Source organism: Micromonospora sp. WMMD1155 (assembly GCF_029581275.1).
Lineage (GTDB): Bacteria > Actinomycetota > Actinomycetes > Mycobacteriales > Micromonosporaceae > Micromonospora.
The window spans coordinates 2,190,917-2,208,134 of record NZ_CP120742.1; the positions used below are offsets into that span (position 1 = coordinate 2,190,917).

The window sequence follows — 17,218 nt, forward strand, 5'->3', positions numbered from 1 at the left end:
TTTGCGTCACCGACGAGCCGATCGATGACGCGAACCTCTTGATCAACCCAGCTCGGCCGGGGGGGTCACGACGTGGGGGGTGGGCAGCGGTCGGGGAGGGTCACCCGGCCGGGGCGGTGGTCGAAACTGTCCATGGTGAACCACTCGTCCAGCTCGGGGTCGAAGAGGTTCTGCAGGCCGAACTGGAGCACCTGCCACCACCGGGTCGGGTCGCGCTGATCGACGTAGATGTCGCCGAGCGCGAGCGGGAACCGGAAGAACTCCCCCGGCACGGTGGAGCCGCCGACGACACCGACCCGCCAGTGGTCGACGTGCCGGTCCCTCTCCCCCTGCAGGATCTCCGGCCCGACGAAACGAGACGTCTTCAGCTTGTCGTTGAAGATCTGCCGGTTGAAGAACCCCGGGACCTTGCTGCACTCGCGCGGCGGGAACAGCGGGATGTTCGGCCACTTGTAGGTGAGCGTGTAGAGCGTGTTCTCGTAGATCAGGTTGGTGAACCAGATCGGATGCTCCGGGCCGCCGGCGACCATCTGACTGTTGCCGTCACGGCCCTGCCAGGTGAACGGCACGTCGATGCCGAGGTCGCGCACGATGTACCGGCCGGTGCCCTGGAAGTCCGCCGGCAACTGCGGCGGGCGCGGCTCGGTCGGCACGGGCGTCAGGTCGCCGTCGGCCCCGGCCGCGCGGGGCAGCGGGGCCGCCGCCGGGCCGGGCGCGACCACCCCGAGGGCGAACAGCGCACCGGCCACCGCCGAAACCACAGCCCGACGTGTACGCCTCGACACCACCATCGCCCCCGCCACTGTGGAAAGACCACGCACCTGCCTTCGGCGAAGCGTAGGAGCAGGGAGAACGTGAAAGCCGGTGGAACGGGCGGCCTCCACCGGAAGGGTGACGCACCCGCGCAGCCCTGATCGACTCCGTTTGCTGAAAGTCGCGGTATCCGAGGCGTGTTGATACCGCGACTTCCGGCAAACCGAGTCGATCAGGGCGCGGGGCCGGAGCGGGAGCCGGCCCGGGACCGACGGGGTCCCGGGCCGGCGTTGCGCGAACCTGATTACCTGATCAGCTTCCAGGGGCCGTTCCGGTCACCCGGCTCCTGGCCGCGCGTCCACCACCTGGCCTCGTACACGTGGCCCTTGAAGGACACCCGGTCGCCCGCGTTGTAGACCTTCGTGAGCGTCCAGGCCGCCGGGCTGTTGTCCGGCGGGGTGGGGGCGATCTCCTCCCAGGGGCCGTTGCGGTCACCGGGTTTCTGGTTGCGGGTGTACCACTGGGCCCGCCACTTCCTGCCGTCGTATACGGCGATGTCACCGGAGTTGAAGATCCGCGACGCGGTCCAGATCGAGGTGCCGTCCTCGGTCATGGCCAGTTCCTGCCACGCGCCGTTCGGGTCGGCGCCCGGCTTCTGGTTCTTCGTGTACCAGGAGGCCCGGAAGACTCGGCCCTGGTACGTGGCCCGGTCCCCGTCGTTGTAGACGGTCGACGGGTTCCACTCCGGCGGCAGGTTCACCAGCAGGGTGGCGCCGGCCTCGACCGGGGTCAGGTGGTCGCTGCCCGGGTACGACGCGGTCAGGTTGTGCCGGCCGCCCGCGAGGCCCACCGGAAGGGTGAACGTCGCGACCCCGTTCGTGACCGTGGCCGAGCCGCGAACTGTCGTACCCTCGCGCAACTCCACCGCGCCGGTCACCGGCGTGCTGCCGGCCGCGACCGTCACGGTCACCGTCGCCGCGGTGCCCCAGGCGGTCGGGGCGGCGGTGACGGTCATCGTCGGGACCTGCTTGGCGGTACGGAACACGGCCGGCTGGGCCACCGCCTCGCCGCCGTCGGCGCTGCGCGCGGACACGATCCAGCCGTACGAGGTGCCCGGCAGGAGCTTGTCCCACGTCGTCGTGGCCACGCCGTTCGATGTCACCTCGTCGGCGCCGATCGTGCCGGACGGCACGTACGCGGCGAGCGAGTCGGTGGTGAACGACGTCTTGCGGGTGGTGAGGTCCACCGGCAGCGTCAGGTTGTCCTCCGCGCCGTTGTAGCGCGGCTTCGTCTGGCTGCCGTCCTGGCGGATGTCGTACTCGGTCGCCCCGAAGTTCTTCAGGAACGGCGAGTACGTGTCGATGTGCATCTCGGCCCGGTCCACGTCGAACTGGAGCAGACGCAGGAAGCTCGCCCCGAACTGCAACCGGTCGGTGGCCTTGTGGTCCGGATTGCCGTCGCCGTTGACGTCGATCGTGCCGTCCGCGGCGACCTGGTTCGGCCACAGCTCGGCGGCGGTGACCGTGTAGAACTGGTAGTCGGCCAGCAGCTCCACGACGTCGTGGCTGACGGTGACGCCGATCTTCGACTTCAGGTTGGTGCCCACGCCGTGCTCGTGACCGGCGAGGACCAGGAAGACGTTCGGGTTGGTCTCCACGACCTGCTTGAACAGCGGTGAGCCGTCCGGCGCGGAGAAGTCCGCCCCGCGACCGTCGGGGTTGGCCGACGGCTTCAGGTAGTCGTGGGAGAGCAGGATCCCGTTGCGGTCCTTGTACCGCTTGAAGATCGAGTCGGCCCATTTGGCCTCGGCCGGCGTCACCCCGTACGACAGGCCGACCGCGACGAAGTCCAGTCCACCGGCGGAGAACAGCAGGTAGTTGTTCTGGTTGTCGGTGCCGGGCGTGACGGAGCCGTCGGCCTTGGTCACCTCGTCCCACGCGTGGTATTCGGTGCCCTTCGGCCAGGACTTCGCCGTCCTGTAGTACCGGTCGGCGCTGAAGGTCCGGCTGAACCGGGACGTCGGGCCGGTCTCGGCGCCCAACTGGTCGTCATGGTTACCGGCGATGACCTGGTTGACGACGCCGTTGTCGTCGAGGATCTTCTGGAAGCCGGAGGCGACGGCGAGTTCCTTCTCGACCTGCTCGTGCAGCCCGGGCCGCTTGAGCGAACCGTCCGGGTTCTTCGCCAGCGGGTCGTAGTAGTCGTTCTCGATGATGTCGCCGGTGTGGGCCGTGTACGCGATCTTGCGGCTGTCCGCGTTGTCGGCGATCCACTGCATCTGGTCGCGGTACGCGGCCGACCAGATCGCCTGCTCCTCGGCCGTCTCGACGTCCGAAGGCTCGGCGTTGCCGTCGAAGTCGTCGTACGTGCCGCCGGCCGCACCCTCGGTGATGTACTGCGTGTCGGTGAAGTGCGCCAGCGAGAAGTCGTACGACGCCGGGTCCTCGAAGCGGTCCTTGTCGTTCTGCGCCGTCGAGTCGCGCGGGGACAGGTCGTCGGCGAACGGGTCCTCACCGGTGACCAGCACGTGGACGACGCCACCCTCGCGGTGACCGGCCTCCACCTGCGCGGTCAGGACGGTGTCCTGCCCGGCCTGACCACGGGAGCTGGTCAGCACCACCCACTTCTTCGTGGCCGGGTCCCAGACCCGCAGCGCCACGACCCGGGCCGGGTCGATGGTCCCCGACCAGCGCAGCGTCGGCTCCGGTTTGGTCGCCGCCAGCGGCAGGTCGTACCGCTGGAAGACCACCCCCCGGCCGGACGCGCTGTCGATCGTCGCCCCGTCGAGGGGACGCAGCGAGGTGACGTCCACGGTCTTGTCGTGCTGGACGTCGAGCGTGGTCGGCACGTCGGCCGCCTCACCCTGGTAGCCGTCGGTCGGCAGGACCACGTCGGCCTTGGTGAAGGTGGCGGTCAACCCGACACCCTCCGCGCCGGGGATGCGGGCGGACAGCTCGGCGGAGAGCGGGTCGGTGCCCTTGACCGTCGAGTTCAGCTCGGTCGGGACGTCCGGGATGCTCGCGCTGCTGAACCGCACCTCCCGGGTGGCGGTGTTGCCGAGCGCGTCGGTCGCCGTCACCGCGATGGTGTGCTCACCGGCGGGCAGACCGTGGCCGATCTGGTCACCCTGCTCGACGGCCGCGCCGTCCAGCGTGAGGACCGGCGTACCGACCAACCCGGTGGCGTCCTTGATCCTGACGTCGAGCGCGACGGTCGAGGTCAGCCGCTGCCCGGCGGCCGGGACGCTGCTCGCGATCTCCGGGGCGGTGTTGTCGCTGGTGAAGCGCCGCGTCGAGGTCTTGCCCCCGACGACGGCCGTGATGGTGTGCGCGCCGTCCGCGATCGTCGTCGTGTCGACGTCCGCGCGCCGGCCGGACGCCGGCAGCGCCGAGCCGTCCGGCGCGGTGACGTCGAACATCACCATCGTGGTCAGCACGCCGTTGAAGCTGCTGCCGCAGGTGCCGTCACCGAGGTACGTGGTCACCTGGGAACCGGCCGGGTAACTGGCCGAGCCGATGGTGACCGTCGTCTGCGCGGTCGACCGGGTCAGCTGCGTCGCCTTCGCACCGGCCGGGAGCAGCTGGAAGTCCCGCAGGGTGAAGTCGTCGAAGTTGTCGCAGCCGCCCGGCTTGGCGCTGCCGCGGTCGTCGCCCGCCACGAACTCGACGGCGTTGACACCCGGCACCAGCCACTCGTTGGGGAAGCTGAGGTCCGCGACCTCCTTCTCCCACATGCCGATCTCCAGCGGGATGCCGTTGACCAGCACCGTGTTGTCGTACCCGTTGTCGCTGCCGTTGCCGCCGACGAACACCTTCAGGTGCGCGTCGCCCCCGCTGCCGAGGGTGTCGACGGTGCGTGTCGTCGGCGCGCCCTCGACGGTGAAGTGCAGCTCGGCCTCCTTGTTGGGCCCGCAGGTGCCGTCACCCAAGGCCAACGAGGCCGCAGTCGTCTCCGCCTTCGTCACCGTCGTGCCGCTGGTCGTGACGACGAACGTGCTGCCGGCCGTCACCGTGCCCGCCGTGCTCAGCGTGAGGCTCGTCGCGGCCCGGGTGAGCTTGAAGTCGTCGTGGTTGGCGCAGGTCGCCCCGTTGAGCGTGCCGTTGTAGTCGCCGGTCTTCACCTCGACGACGTTGTCGCCGAGACGCAGGAACCGGGTCGGGAACGCCAGCTCGACGTCCTCCGCGCCGGTGGCGCCGTAGTCACCGCCGAGGTCGACCCGGTGGCCGTTGACCAGTACGAAGTTGTGGTACCGCGCCTCGACCGAGTTGCCGGCCTCGACGGTGAGGCCGAGGGTGGCGGTGCCGGCGGCCAACGTCTCCGCGTTCTCGGCGGGCTTGCCGTCGATCGCCAGCGACTCGACGTGCTCCTTGCCGCCGCTGGGCAGCGCCGCGATCACCGGGCGGGTTCCGCGTACGCGGGCACCGTCGGCGGGAGTGACAGCGGCCGCGCCGGCCGGGGAGTTGTTGACGTCGACGGTGACGGACGTCTTCGCACCGGACAGCGTGGTGGCGCTGACGGTGTGCGTACCGTTGCTGAGCTTGGTGGTGTCCAGGTCGGTGCGCAGGCCGGAGGTGCTGCCCGGCTCACCGGAGATGACGAAGGTCAGGTCCTGGTTGAGCAGCTTCGCGGAGCTGCCGCAGGTGCCGTCCCCGAAGTTGTAGCTGAACAGGTTCTGCTCGCCGTCGGCGACCACACCGAGCAGGCTGAGGCTGATGCTGCTCAACGCGTAGTCGTCGTAGTTGGGGCAGCGGCCACCCTCACCGTTCGGCAGTTCCTCGTAGCCGACGGCGGTCTTGGTGGTCGTGTCCACCCAGGCCGCTCCGGTGTGGACGGTGACGGTGTTCGCGCCGACGCGCAGCCAGTCGCCCGGGAAGTCGAGGGTGCCGACCTGCCCACCGGGGATGTCCGGGAGGTAGACCCGGTCCGCCTCGGCGGTGCGACCGTTGACGGTGATGTAGTTGCGGTAGCGGGCCTCGGTGCCGTTGCCACCCATCTCGAAGGCGAAGTGGGCGGTGCCGGCGGTCTTGTCGGCGTCGATCTTGTCGCCGTCGACGGCGAGCGTGGTGACCGAGTCGTTCTCGGTGACCGGCTCGACGACGACGGGGACGGTACCCTCGACGTTCTGCCCGCTGCTCAGGTTGATCAGCGGCGTGTTGCCGCTGGTCGGGGTCGCCTGCGCCCCGGCGAGGGTGGGGCTGAGTGTGGTCGCCGGTCCGGCGACGAGGAGGAGCGCGACCGCGGACAGGAGTCCGCGTGTTCGCCTCCTACGCGCACGTCTCTCGTGCGTCATGGCGGGGTCTCTCCTTGGTGGACAGATCAGTGATCGCCACCGACGTGCAAAGAAACCCACCACGGAACTGCGAGGACGCGAGCGGTCGAGGACAGGCCAGCGCCACGGTCCACAGATGCGGTGGCACGCCGGTGGCGCGGCCGTTGGATGACCCTGCCGCCTCTGTGCGAACGTGCCGGCCAAGCCTGATGAGGGGCGGGCGCTGTACGGGTGAACAGTTAGTTGATCAACTGAGCTGTCGAGCGGCGCCGCACACCGCGCCTCGGCGAAGTGGCGGTCTCCGAGCGGCCGAATAGCGCGGCTTCGGCGATCTGGAGTCGATCAAGGCGTGGGCGCGCCCTCGGAGGTCAGAGGATGCGGGTCACCCGTTCGGCGGCGACGACCGCGTCCCGCCGCGCCGGGTCGAGGTTGGCGCTGATCACCACGGACGCGCCGACCGAGAGCGGCGCGAGCAACCACTTCAGCGGCTGCTCGGTCTCGGCGGCGTCGACAAGCAGTCGGTCCCCGGCGCGCAGGTCCAGCATCTGCGCGAACTCCTGGGCGAGCGCACCCCACTGGCCGTAGGTGGTGCCGTCCGCGGTGGCCGGGTCCGACGGGTGGATGGCGGTGTGGTCGGGCGTGGTGTCCGGGTGACGGAGCACCTCGGCGGACCAGTCCAGCCAGCCCAGCGGCACGTCGGCCAGCGGACCTGGGCCGGTGCCGACGAGGTAGCGGTGCGTCGCGTCCGGCACGTCCTCCAGCCAGTCGTCCTGCCGCTCCGGCGTCACGAGGACCGCGTCGAACGGCCGGTCACCGCCCGCCTCCAACACCGCCAGGCCCGCCGTGGCGCGCGGTCGGAACGACACCGCCAGGCCCGAGGCCCAGGCGCCCAACAACACCGCTGCGGTACGCCAGTGCGGCGGCAGCAGCACCGCTACGCGGCTGCCGGGGCCGAGCCCGCAGCCGTCCCGGAGCAGGCTCGCGCTGCGCGCCGCCCACTGACCGACCTGCTGGGCGGTCAGGTCGATGCGCTCACCGGTCGCCTCGTCGCGGTAGCTCAGCATCGGGCGCTGGGCGTCGGCGGGCGGGACCGACAGGTCGGCCGTGACGGTTGGCTGCATCTCCACGCTCCCCGGTCGAGGTCGGCACCACAGTACTCAACGACTTTGGTCGCGGTCATCGTCGGCCGATGGCCGTATCGGTTGGCCGGTCGGCCCGGGAACGGTACGGGTGACACCCCCGAAGCGCTGCCGAGGAGCTCCCATGCCGGCCGAGCCTGACCCCGCCCCCACCGAGTCCCCCGTGCCTGCCGAACCCGTCGCCACCCGCCGCGCCACCGCTGTTCCGCTGCGGCGCAGGCTCCCGCCGGTGATCGCGTTGCTGCTGCTCGCGCCCTGGGCGGCCGAGTGCTCGTGGGGTGGCTTCGCCATCGACGACTTCCTGCCGGTGCTGATCTTCCTGGGTCCGATGTACGGTGGCGCGGCGATCCTGATCCGGGAGACCGCCCGGCACCTCGGCGCGGGCTGGCCGACGATCGTGCTGCTCGCCGCCGCGTTCGGGGTGCTCCAGGCCGGGCTGGTCGACCAGTCGCTGTTCAACCCCGACTTCCTCGACGACACCCAGTACGCCGACACCGCTGCCGCCGCCGAGGCGACGCTGGTGCCGGGGCTCGGATTCAGCCTCCGGCAGGCCTTCGACTACGTGGGCAACCACATCGTGCTGACCATCTGCGCGCCGATCGTGCTGATCGAGTCGTTCCTCGGGGCGGACCGCCGGCTTCGGCCGTGGCTCGGGCGCCCCGGCCTGGCCGTGGTCGGGGTGCTCTACCTGCTCGGCAGCCTGCTCGTCTTCGCGTCCCCCGAGGGTCGGAAGAACTTCCTGGCCAGCCCTCTCCAACTGACCTTCGCCGCGATGGTGGCCCTCGCACTCGTCACGGCGGCCCTCCTGCCGCGCTGGCGACACCCGGGCCGGATGGCCGGTGGTGCATGGAGAGCAGCAGAGCAAAGGGAGCCTCGCCGCATTCGTCGGGTGCCGCATCCGCTGTGGGTGGGCCTGCTGATCGTCCTCGTTCATCTCGGCACCGACCTGACCCCCGGCTGGGCGGGAGTGGCCATCGCGCTGGGGCTCGCCGCCATCGTGGGGGCCACCATCGCCTACTGGTCGGCGGGCGTGCGCTGGGGGCAGCGGCACGTGCTCACGGCCGCCTCGGCGAGCGTGGTCAGCGCAGCCGCGTTCGCGTACCTCGTGCCGCCGTACTCCCCGGGGAGCCCGGCGGCGGCAGTGGCCGGCGACATCGCGGTCACCGTCATCACCGTGGCCCTGGTCGGCGGCGCCTGGTGGCGATCCGGCCAGGGCGGGCAGCCGGCGACTACACTCGCGGCCACACCGCTTTCGAGGGAGCCGCGCAGTGGGTGAACTGCTGTCCACGGTGGTTCAGATCATCAGCTCGTACGTCACCAGAGTGCTGGACCGGCGTGCGGTGTCCCAGGACGCGAAGGTCGGCGCCGATCTGCTGGGCGTGGTCCTGACCCTTCAGGAGCTGTGCCTGAACGGCGAGCGCCTCCTGACCCTGGCCGACACGCTGATCTCCGGCGGCGAGCCCCGCGCCGACGACCAATCGGAGTTCGCCGCCCTCCTGCACCGGCAGTCCACGCTGATCAACCAGCTTCGACGGAGTATCGACGGCTCCCGGGCACTGCTCGCCACCGTGGACGTGGATTTCGCGTTCGCGATGGCACCCTTCCTCGACGGCAAGTCAGGGTTGCTGACCCGCTGGCAGCAACAGGCTGCACTCAGCCAGTTCTCCACGACGACGTTGTTCTTCCTGCCCGCCGAGGCCGTCACCCGGGTGGTCGCCGACAGTCCCGCCGCGTTCACGGCAACCACGCTCGACCGCAACCGGACGGACTTCGTGTTGGTGGTGGCGAACGAGGTGCGCAACGCGCGGCGGCGGGAGGCACCGGATATCCGAGCGGTCGCCGACGACGAGCGGGAGACCCTGCTCCGGGAGGTGGCGCACGCCCGCTCCGAGATCGAGAACGCCCGGGTGCTGTGTGGGCAACTGCTCACGGCAACCCAGCAGGCCATCGGCGCGGACGCCACCGCCCAACTGAGGCGCACGCTGACCGACCGGCGCTGACGGCGCTGACTCAGGATCGGTCCCAGTCGTAGCCGGCGCGGGCGAACGCCACACTGCCGTCGCCGGTGGCGTAGACCTTCAGGGACAGCAACCCCAGTGATCGGGTGAAGTTCTCGATGTTGGAGCGGAGTCGCGGGAAGAGTCCGCTGCCCTTCAACTCGTCGGCGATGCGGATCTCGTCGAGTGACGCGGACCGCGTGGTGAAGGACAGCCGCAACTCGATCAGGGCCTGGAAGACGCCGGACGGCACGATGCGCATCGAGACCGCGCCCCCGCCCTCGATGTAGAGCGACATCTCGATCCTGGCCTCGGGCAGGTCCGCCGTCAGCACCTCGCACACCTGGCTCGGGGTCAGCTTCATCCACTGTCGCCAGGCGGCGAGGAAGTGGGCGTCCGCCCGGTCGACAGTCAACACCGGTTCCATCGCCCGCAGGTCGGCCACGGTCAGCGCCTCGACGGCCGGTCGATCCCCGACTCGGGCCTGCTCGTACGGGGTCAGCGGCACTCCGGCCTCCAGCAGGAGCTTGTCCCAGTACGGATCGGGCCAGAACGGAGCGGTCAGGAACCCGCTCACGTGGCACCAGAGTTCGTGCCAGAGCTGGACAACACGCAGTGGGCGTAGGCCGAGCCGCATGGCACCGACGATGGCGCACCGGAGCACCAGCAGCGTCGCGGTGAGGGCGAACACGTTCACGTCCGGCCGGTCGGCTTGAGCCAGCGCCCGAACGGCTTCCCGTTCCAGGTCGGTGTATCCGACCATCTCCGGCGCGTCGGTGACGGTCACCTCGATCGCGGTGTCCAGCAGGGAGTTGACGTCAGGAGGCACCCACCCCACGTCGTTGTTCAGCAGCACCAGACGTACCTCATGGTCGTGCATCCGTCCCTGGAGTTGCAGGAACGGCTCTCCAGTCGGCAGCACACCGTGCTTCAGCCAGGTCACCGCCTCGGCGTGCAGTCGCAGGCACTGACCGATCGCGGGCACCGTGACGACCAGGGCGGGACCGTCGGACACCACAGTCAACGCCGGAATCTCACGCAGCGCATCGACAAGCTCACTCTGACGCATGGCCGAACTCTAGCGACAGGTGTCTCCTGGCCGGCTGCTTCGCCCGCTGTTCACGTCGCGGCAAGCTCACGCTCCCCGACAGGTGTCAGCCTCCGTGCGGGTACGACCTAACGGAGGAAGTCCTTGACACTCAGACGAGCATTCACCGCGCTCACCGCCGCCGGTGTCGCCGCCGCCAGCCTGACCGGGGCCACCCCCGCGTCGGCCGGCGGACACCACCACCCGGGCGCGCCACTCGCCTTCGACCGGGTCGCCACGTACCCGGTGTTCCAGAACCGCCCGGCCGGTGAGGACCCGGCGACCGCGACGGTCGCCGAGATCTCGGCGGTCAGCGAGGACGGCCGCACGCTGATCCACACCGACGCGCTGGCGAAGCGGATCGGTTTCCTGGACATCTCCCGGGCCGACCGGCCGCGCGGCCTCGGCACGCTCTCCCTGGCCCAGCTCGGCGACGCCGAGGACGAGCCGACCTCGGTCGCCGTGGTCGGGAAGTACGTGCTGGTGGTGGTCAACACCAGCAGCAGCTTCACCGAGCCGTCCGGTCGCCTCGACGTGATCGAGTTGGCCGGCCGCAAGCGGGTGGCCAGCTTCGACCTGGGCGGCCAGCCCGACTCGATCGCGATCAGCACCGACAAGCGGTACGCCGCGATCGCCATCGAGAACGAGCGCGACGAGGAGGCCATCCCGCCCGGCGGCGAGGAGGGTGACCTGCCCCAGGCACCCGCCGGTTTCGTGCAGATCGTCGACCTGAGCGGGAAGTCCCCGGCCGGTTGGCGGCTCCGCCCGGTCGCGCTGACCGGCGCCGACGGCAGCGCGCTGCCCGCGCTGGTCCAGGCGGGCCTCGCCGCGCCCAGCGACCCGGAGCCGGAGTACGTCTCGATCAACAGCCGCAACCAGCTGGCCGTGACGCTGCAGGAGAACAACGGCGTCGCCCTGATCGACCTGCCCACCGGCCGGATCACCAAGGTGTTCAGCGCTGGCACCGCCACGGTCAGTGGGATCGACACCAGCAAGGACGGTGTCATCGACCTGACCGGCAGCATCACCGACGTGCCGCGCGAGCCGGACGCGGTGGCCTGGATCGACGACCGTTACCTCGCCACGGCCAACGAGGGTGACTGGCACGGCGGCACCCGCGGCTGGTCCGTCTTCGACAGCCGCAGCGGCCGAGTCGCCTGGGACGCCGGGAACACCTTCGAGCGGCTCGCCGTCACGTACGGGCTGCACAACGAGGACCGGGCCGGCAAGAAGGGCACCGAGCCGGAGGGCGTGGCGGTCGCCGAGTACGACGGGGTGCGGTACGCGTTCGTCGGCTCGGAGCGCAGCAACTTCGTCGCCGTGTACGACCTGACCAACCCCGCCAGGCCGGTGTTCCAGCAGGTCCTGCCCACCACCAACGGGCCGGAGGGGCTGCTGCCGATCCCGGCGCGTGGTCTGCTCGCGGTCTCCAGCGAGGAGGACGACGCGTCGGTGAACGTCCGGGCGTCGGTGTCCCTCTTCCAGCTCGGCAAGGGCAACCCGGCATTCCCGAGCATCGTGTCCGGCACCGACCCGGCCGGCGCACCGATCGGTTGGGGCGCGCTCGGCGCGTTGAGCGCGGTACCGGGCAAGCGGGATCAGCTCTACAGCGTCACCGACGCGGCGTACAGCCAGACCCGCATCCTCACCATCGACGCGAAGCGGACGCCCGCCGTGATCACCGGCGCGTTGCCGGTGAAGGACGCGGCCGGAGCACCCGTCGGGTACGACGCGGAGGGCGTCTTCGCCCGCCCGCAGGGCGGCTTCTGGCTGGCCGTCGAGGGTGCCAAGGGTGCGGAGAACAAGCTGGTCCGGCTCGACGCGGCCGGGGTGACCCGGCAGACGATCGCGCTACCCGCCGAGGTCGCCGCCGGTCTCGGTAAGCAGGGACTGGAAGGCGTCACCGCGACCACCGACCGACAGGGCCGGGAGATCGTCTGGGTGGCCGTGCAGCGGGAGTTGAGCACCGATCCGGCGGGCGTCGTCCGGCTCGGCCGGTACGACGTCACCACGGGCACCTGGAGTTGGTTCGGCTACCGGTTGGGCACCACCACCGTCCCCGGCGACTGGATGGGCCTCTCCGAGATCACCGTGGTCGGCGACCGGCTCGCCGTCATCGAACGGGACAAGCTGAACGGCCCGGCCGCCACGGTCAAGCGGATCTACACGGTGCCGCTGCCGGGTGCGGCGGCGACCGGCCCGCTGACGGTGCTGCCGAAGACGCTCGCCGTCGACCTGCTGCCCGCGCTGCGCGCCAGCAACGGGTGGACCCAGGAGAAGCTGGAGGGTCTGACCGTGGCCGGCAACGGTGAGGTGTACGCGATCACCGACAACGACGCGGTGCAGGACGCCACCGGCGAGACGGTGCTCCTGCGGCTCGGCTCCAGCCGGAAGGTCTTCGGACACCGCTGATCGGGAACGGCCGGTGGGGGCTCGCCGCCCGCACCGGCCGGACGAGCCGCATCGGCCCGGTGTCCATCCGGGTGGACACCGGGCCTCGCGGGTCTACTTCTTGATCATCACGACGTCGGTCGGGCGCTGGACCGTCACGTCGACGCCGTAGTCGAACAGTTCGAGCGTCGAGTCGGCGGTTCCGGTGTCGAGCCGACCCTTCGCCGTCGACTGCCAGGTGACGGTGAGCGCCACCTTCGCGATCCGGCCGTCGCGGTTCAGCGTGACGTCGCCGGTCGTGCTGCTCGACCCGTCCCTGTCCGTGCTGGCGTACGTGAAGTGCAGGGTGCCGTCCGGGTTCTCGGTGACCGTCGCGTTCACGCGCTTCAACGCCGCGAACAGGGCAGCCGGGTCGGGTTCGGCGGCACCCAGCACCGCATTCCCGTCGCCGTAGAGGAAGAGCCGGTTGTACGTCCCCGGGTACTGCCCGTAACGGCCGTACGTCTCGCCCGGCCCCTTGTCGGCCGGCAGCGGGCTCAGCGGGCGCTCGCCACCCTCGTACCGGGTGCCGTTGATCAGCAGCTCGGTCATCACCGAGTCGTCCTGGGGCGCACGGACGTAGCCGGTCGAGGTCCTCGGGTCGAAGGCGCCCTCGTAGGTCAGCCCGCCCGGACCCGAGCTGGTCAGCCGCATCCGGTAGCTGATGTTCTCGCTGGCGGCGGCGGCCGAGACGAGCCGCATCGCCGGTGAGACGGGCCCCGGTCGCGCGGCCTCGGTGCTGACTCCGGGCCGACCCGACGGTGCGATCGTCGGCAGGGTCACGGCGGTGCCGACGCCCAGCGCCAGCAGCACGCAGGTGCCGCCGACAAGCTCTGTGGTCCGGCGTCGGCGGGCCCGTCGACCGCGCTCGATCAACGTGCCCACCGGGGGTTCGGAGCCGCTTTCGCCGTCGACCATGTCGTGCAGCCGATGGGCGAGACGGTCGTCGATGCTGTTCATGACGTTCACCTGCTTACCGAGTCGAAGGATTCCTCAAGGAGGTGGCGCAGTGCGCCCAGCGCCCGGGCGTTCTGGCTCTTGACCGTGCCCAGCGAGCAACCCAGCACCTGGGCGACCTCGCGCTCGCTCAGGTCCTCGTAGTGCCGGAGCACCACCACCGCCCGCTGCTTCGCCGGCAGCGACATCAGCGCCCGGCGCAGGACGACCGCGTCCGGGCCGACGTCGTCCGCCGGGGTGGCCCGGTCGGGGACGTCCGCGAAGAGGCTCTCGCGTCGCCGCCGTCGCCAGGCGGACGTGTGGTTGTTGACCAGGGCCCGGCGCAGGTAGGCGTGCGGGTCGCCGAGCCGGGACAGTCGCCGCCACCTCTCGTAGACCTTGACCAGGCTGTCCTGGAGCAACTCCTCGGCCCGCCACCGGTCGCCGCTGAGCAGCATGGCCAGCCGGATGTGCCGCTGCCACGCCACCTCGACGAACGCGACGTAGGACCGGTCCGCCGCGGACAGTGGTTTCTGTTGGTCGGTCACGCGCCTTACACGCCGCGGGGTCACCGAAGGTTGTCAGGCCGAGGGTAGTTCCGGGCCGCCGTCGAGCAGCGGAGCGAGCAGGTCGTCGTACTCCTCGACCCGGGCCAGGACCTCGGCGGCGGTGAACTGCCGGACGGCCGGTTTCCGACCGCGGGCGCCGGTCTCGACCTCGTCCCAGGTCAGCGGCGTCGACACCGACGGCACCGACTGGGCCCGCAGGGAGTACGGCGCCACGGTGGTCTTCGCCGCGTTGTTCTGGCTCCAGTCGATGAAGACCTTCCCCGGGCGGAGGTTCTTCGCCATCTTCGACACGATCAGCTTCGGGTGGGCCTGCTCCAACTCCTGGGCGATCCGCCGGGCGTAGGCGGAGACGTCGTCGGACGACTGGGTGCCCGCGATCGGGCAGCAGAGCTGCATGCCCTTCTTGCCGGAGGTCTTCGGGTACGACTCGATGCCGTCGTCGGCGAGCCGGTCCCGCATCAGCACCGCCACCGGACAGCACTCGGCGAGCCCCGCCGGGGGCCCCGGGTCCAGGTCGACGACCATCATGTCCGGGTGCTCGCCCACCTTCCACTGCGGCGTGTGCAGCTCCAACGCCGCCAGGTTGGCCAGCCACACCAGCGTGGGCAGGTCGTCGGCGACCACGTAGTCGATCGTCTCCCGGCCCTTCGTCGAGCCGGGCGCGGGCAGGTTCTCCACCCGCACCCAGTCCGGGGTCGCGGCCGGGGTGTTCTTCTCGAAGAACGACTTGTCGTCCACCCCGTTGGGGTAGCGGATCCGGGTCACCGGCCGATCCCGCAGGTGCGGCAGCAGCACCGGGGAGATCCGGGTGTAGTAGTCGATCACCTCGCCCTTGGTGAATCCCGCCGCCGGGTAGAGCACCTTGTCCAGGTTGGACAGCTCCAGCGGGCGGCCCTCGACATCCACCCGTAGCCGCTCAGCCGGCATCGTCGACCTCCTCCGGAGGCTTGTCCGGGCGCAGCCGCAGCACCCGGGGGAAGCGCAGTCGGCCGTCGGGGGTGCGTTGGCCGTACTTCACCTCCACCACCACCCGGGGTTCTACCCAGATGGCTCCCCGGGCATCCTCGCGCGGCACGCCGGGCGCGAACGGCGACGCGCCGGACCGCAGCGGCTCCAACTCGGCGAGGAGTTGCCGCTCGATCGCCGCGCCGATTCCGCCGCCGACCCGACCCCGGTAGATCAACCTGCCGTCCGGGCCGGGCACACCGACCAGCAGCCCGCCGATCCGGCGCGCGCCCGGTCGCCAGCCGCCGACGACGAAGTCACCGGTCACCTCCAGCTTGACCTTCACCCAGTCCGGTGAGCGCACCCCTGGGCGGTAGACGGCACCGACCCGCTTGGCCATCACGCCCTCCAGGCCGTGCTCGCCCGCCGCCTCGTAGGTGGCCGGCCCGTCGGCGAACATCGGCGGCACCGCCCAGCGGGCGCTCCCCAGACCCAGCCCGTCCAGGGCCTCCCGGCGGCGCTCGTACGGCCAGCCGGTCAGGTCGTCGCCGTCGAGCCGCAGCAGGTCGAAGATCATGTACGTCACCGGCATGACCGCCGCCAACCGGGCCGCCTTGTTGCGGTCCCGCACGTGCATCCGCTCGGCCAGCGCGGTGAACGACGGCTGCCCACCCTCGCCGAGCAGCACCACCTCGCCGTCGAGCAGCGCGTCGCCGACCTGCTCGGGCAGGGAGGCCAACTCCGGGTACGCGGCGGTGATCTCCACGCCGGAACGGGCATACAGGTGCTGGCCACCACCTGAGATGTCGGCGAGCGCGCGGACCCCGTCCCACTTGAACTCGTACGCCCAGCCGTCACCCGCCGGGAGCGGCCCGGTCATCGCGAGCATCGGCTTGAGCGGCGCGCCGGGCACGACCCGACTGTAGTAGCAGGCCGAACACCTCGCGTCCGGTTCTTTCGGATGCGAGCATGGTCGATACCGGGGAAGGGAGCGCAGGATGCGTGCCATCTGGAAGGGAGCCGTGTCGTTCGGGCTCGTCTCGATCGGGGTGAAGCTCTACTCCGCGACCGAGGAGAAGGACATCCGGTTCCACCAGGTGCACCGCGAGGACGGCGGGCGGATCCGCTACAAGCGCACCTGCTCGGTCTGCGGCGAGGAGGTCACCTACGACGACATCGCCAAGGGCTACGACATCGGTGGCGGCGAGATGGTGATCCTCACCGACGAGGACTTCGCCGACCTGCCGCTGACCAGTTCCCGGGCGATCGACGTGCTGGAGTTCGTACCGGCCGAGCAGGTCGACCCGATCCTCTACAACAAGGCGTACTTCCTCGAACCGGAGGGCGCGGCGACCAAGCCGTACGTGCTGCTGCGCGACGCGCTCATCGACTCGGAGCGGGTGGCCATCGTGAAGGTGGCGCTCCGTCAGCGGGAGCAGCTCGCCACGCTGCGGGTCCGCGAGGGTGTGCTGCTGCTCAACACGATGCTCTGGCCGGACGAGATCCGTACCCCGGACTTCGGTTTCCTCGACGAGGACCTCAAGGTGCGCCCGCCGGAGCTGGCGATGGCCAGCTCCCTGATCGACTCGATGACCGGCGAGTTCGAGCCGGACGTCTTCACCGACGACTACCGGGCCGCGTTGCAGGAGGTCATCGACGCCAAGGTGGAGGGTCGGGAGGTCGTCCAGCCGGAGGAGGTCGAGGAGGCCCCGGCCGCCGCGGTGGACCTGATGGCCGCGTTGAAGGCGTCGGTGGAGCGGGCCAAGGCGGCTCGCGGCGAGCAACCCGCCCGCGGCGGCGGCGGCGAGCCGACACCCATCTCGTCGGCCCGGTCCGCGCAGAAGGCGGCCGAGAAGAAGGCCGCGAAGGCCCCCGCGAAGAAGACCCCGGCGAAGAAGTCCGCCGAGAAGAAGGCGGCCGAACCGGCGAAGAAGACCGCCGCCAAGAAGACCGCCGCGAAGAAGGCGGAGCCGGCGAAGAAGACGGCCGCGCGCAAGACCGCACCCCGCAAGAGCGCCTGACCGTACGGCAGCGACGGCGGTGTCCGCCGCACCGGGTACGCTCCGCCGGCCGCTGGCGACCGGAGGAGCCCT

The 17,218-nt window shown here is 70.7% G+C and carries 12 protein-coding genes; 4 read left to right on the top strand and 8 right to left on the bottom strand.

Going from position 1 to position 17,218, the window contains the following annotated elements; genetic code table 11:
- Positions 1 to 65: 65 nt before the first annotated feature.
- From O7617_RS09825 to O7617_RS09835, 3 genes are all read right to left on the bottom strand, one after another.
- Entirely contained in the window at positions 66 to 749 is a 684-nt protein-coding gene (locus tag O7617_RS09825) for a hypothetical protein (protein WP_282262988.1), read from the bottom strand.
- A gap of 308 nt (positions 750 to 1,057) precedes the next feature.
- Complete coding sequence (locus tag O7617_RS09830) at positions 1,058 to 6,043, bottom strand: carbohydrate-binding protein (protein WP_282262989.1); 4,986 nt, start codon at positions 6,041 to 6,043, stop codon at positions 1,058 to 1,060.
- A 347-nt stretch (positions 6,044 to 6,390) separates the two neighbouring features.
- Entirely contained in the window at positions 6,391 to 7,143 is a 753-nt protein-coding gene (locus O7617_RS09835; protein ID WP_282262990.1) for a TIGR03089 family protein, read from the bottom strand.
- A gap of 142 nt (positions 7,144 to 7,285) precedes the next feature.
- Here O7617_RS09835 and O7617_RS09840 point away from each other — a divergent pair, with 142 nt between their 5' ends.
- Together O7617_RS09840 and O7617_RS09845 are read left to right on the top strand one after the other, a co-directional pair.
- The gene (locus O7617_RS09840) at positions 7,286 to 8,437 is read left to right on the top strand and encodes a hypothetical protein (RefSeq protein ID WP_282262991.1); all 1,152 of its coding nucleotides are present in this window, start codon (positions 7,286 to 7,288) and stop codon (positions 8,435 to 8,437) included.
- Positions 8,430 to 9,161, top strand: a complete 732-nt coding sequence (locus tag O7617_RS09845; RefSeq protein ID WP_282262992.1) for a hypothetical protein — start codon at positions 8,430 to 8,432, stop codon at positions 9,159 to 9,161. Before O7617_RS09840 ends, O7617_RS09845 begins: the two co-directional genes overlap by 8 nt.
- Positions 9,162 to 9,171: 10 nt before the next feature.
- Here the strand turns inward: O7617_RS09845 and O7617_RS09850 are convergent, their stop codons facing one another.
- Positions 9,172 to 10,227: a hypothetical protein gene (locus tag O7617_RS09850; protein WP_282262993.1), complete on the bottom strand. Its 1,056-nt coding sequence runs from the start codon at positions 10,225 to 10,227 to the stop codon at positions 9,172 to 9,174.
- Positions 10,228 to 10,350: 123 nt separating this feature from the next.
- On the opposite strand from O7617_RS09850, the gene O7617_RS09855 reads away from it, so the two are divergent.
- Complete coding sequence (locus tag O7617_RS09855) at positions 10,351 to 12,657, top strand: esterase-like activity of phytase family protein (RefSeq protein WP_282262995.1); 2,307 nt, start codon at positions 10,351 to 10,353, stop codon at positions 12,655 to 12,657.
- A gap of 93 nt (positions 12,658 to 12,750) precedes the next feature.
- Here O7617_RS09855 and O7617_RS09860 read toward each other — a convergent pair whose 3' ends face one another.
- From O7617_RS09860 to ligD (O7617_RS09875), 4 genes are read right to left on the bottom strand one after another with little or no spacing between them, the layout of a single operon-like run.
- Positions 12,751 to 13,635: a hypothetical protein gene (locus tag O7617_RS09860; protein WP_282262998.1), complete on the bottom strand. Its 885-nt coding sequence runs from the start codon at positions 13,633 to 13,635 to the stop codon at positions 12,751 to 12,753.
- 5 nt (positions 13,636 to 13,640) lie between these two features.
- Positions 13,641 to 14,159, bottom strand: coding sequence for a SigE family RNA polymerase sigma factor (locus tag O7617_RS09865; protein WP_282263000.1), 519 nt, complete (start codon positions 14,157 to 14,159; stop codon positions 13,641 to 13,643).
- Between the two features lie 33 nt (positions 14,160 to 14,192).
- Positions 14,193 to 15,107: a non-homologous end-joining DNA ligase gene (gene ligD / locus O7617_RS09870; protein WP_282263001.1), complete on the bottom strand. Its 915-nt coding sequence runs from the start codon at positions 15,105 to 15,107 to the stop codon at positions 14,193 to 14,195.
- On the bottom strand, positions 15,097 to 16,038 hold the full coding sequence (gene ligD / locus O7617_RS09875) for a non-homologous end-joining DNA ligase (RefSeq protein WP_282263003.1): 942 nt from the start codon (positions 16,036 to 16,038) through the stop codon (positions 15,097 to 15,099). The genes ligD (O7617_RS09870) and ligD (O7617_RS09875) overlap by 11 nt, the downstream gene beginning before the upstream one ends.
- 85 nt (positions 16,039 to 16,123) lie before the next feature.
- Here ligD (O7617_RS09875) and O7617_RS09880 point away from each other — a divergent pair, with 85 nt between their 5' ends.
- The gene (locus O7617_RS09880; protein WP_282263004.1) at positions 16,124 to 17,146 is read left to right on the top strand and encodes a Ku protein; all 1,023 of its coding nucleotides are present in this window, start codon (positions 16,124 to 16,126) and stop codon (positions 17,144 to 17,146) included.
- The last annotated feature ends 72 nt before the right edge of the window (positions 17,147 to 17,218 follow it).

Bases quoted from the DNA above. Each gene is read 5' to 3' on its own strand.
- O7617_RS09830 (WP_282262989.1), bottom strand. From the start codon at position 6,043: ATGACGCACGAGAGACGTGCGCGTAGGAGGCGAACACGCGGACTCCTG.
- O7617_RS09835 (WP_282262990.1), bottom strand. From the start codon at position 7,143: ATGCAGCCAACCGTCACGGCCGACCTGTCGGTCCCGCCCGCCGACGCC.
- O7617_RS09840 (WP_282262991.1), top strand. From the start codon at position 7,286: ATGCCGGCCGAGCCTGACCCCGCCCCCACCGAGTCCCCCGTGCCTGCC.
- O7617_RS09850 (WP_282262993.1), bottom strand. From the start codon at position 10,227: ATGCGTCAGAGTGAGCTTGTCGATGCGCTGCGTGAGATTCCGGCGTTG.
- O7617_RS09860 (WP_282262998.1), bottom strand. From the start codon at position 13,635: ATGAACAGCATCGACGACCGTCTCGCCCATCGGCTGCACGACATGGTC.
- ligD (WP_282263001.1), bottom strand. From the start codon at position 15,107: ATGCCGGCTGAGCGGCTACGGGTGGATGTCGAGGGCCGCCCGCTGGAG.
- O7617_RS09880 (WP_282263004.1), top strand. From the start codon at position 16,124: ATGCGTGCCATCTGGAAGGGAGCCGTGTCGTTCGGGCTCGTCTCGATC.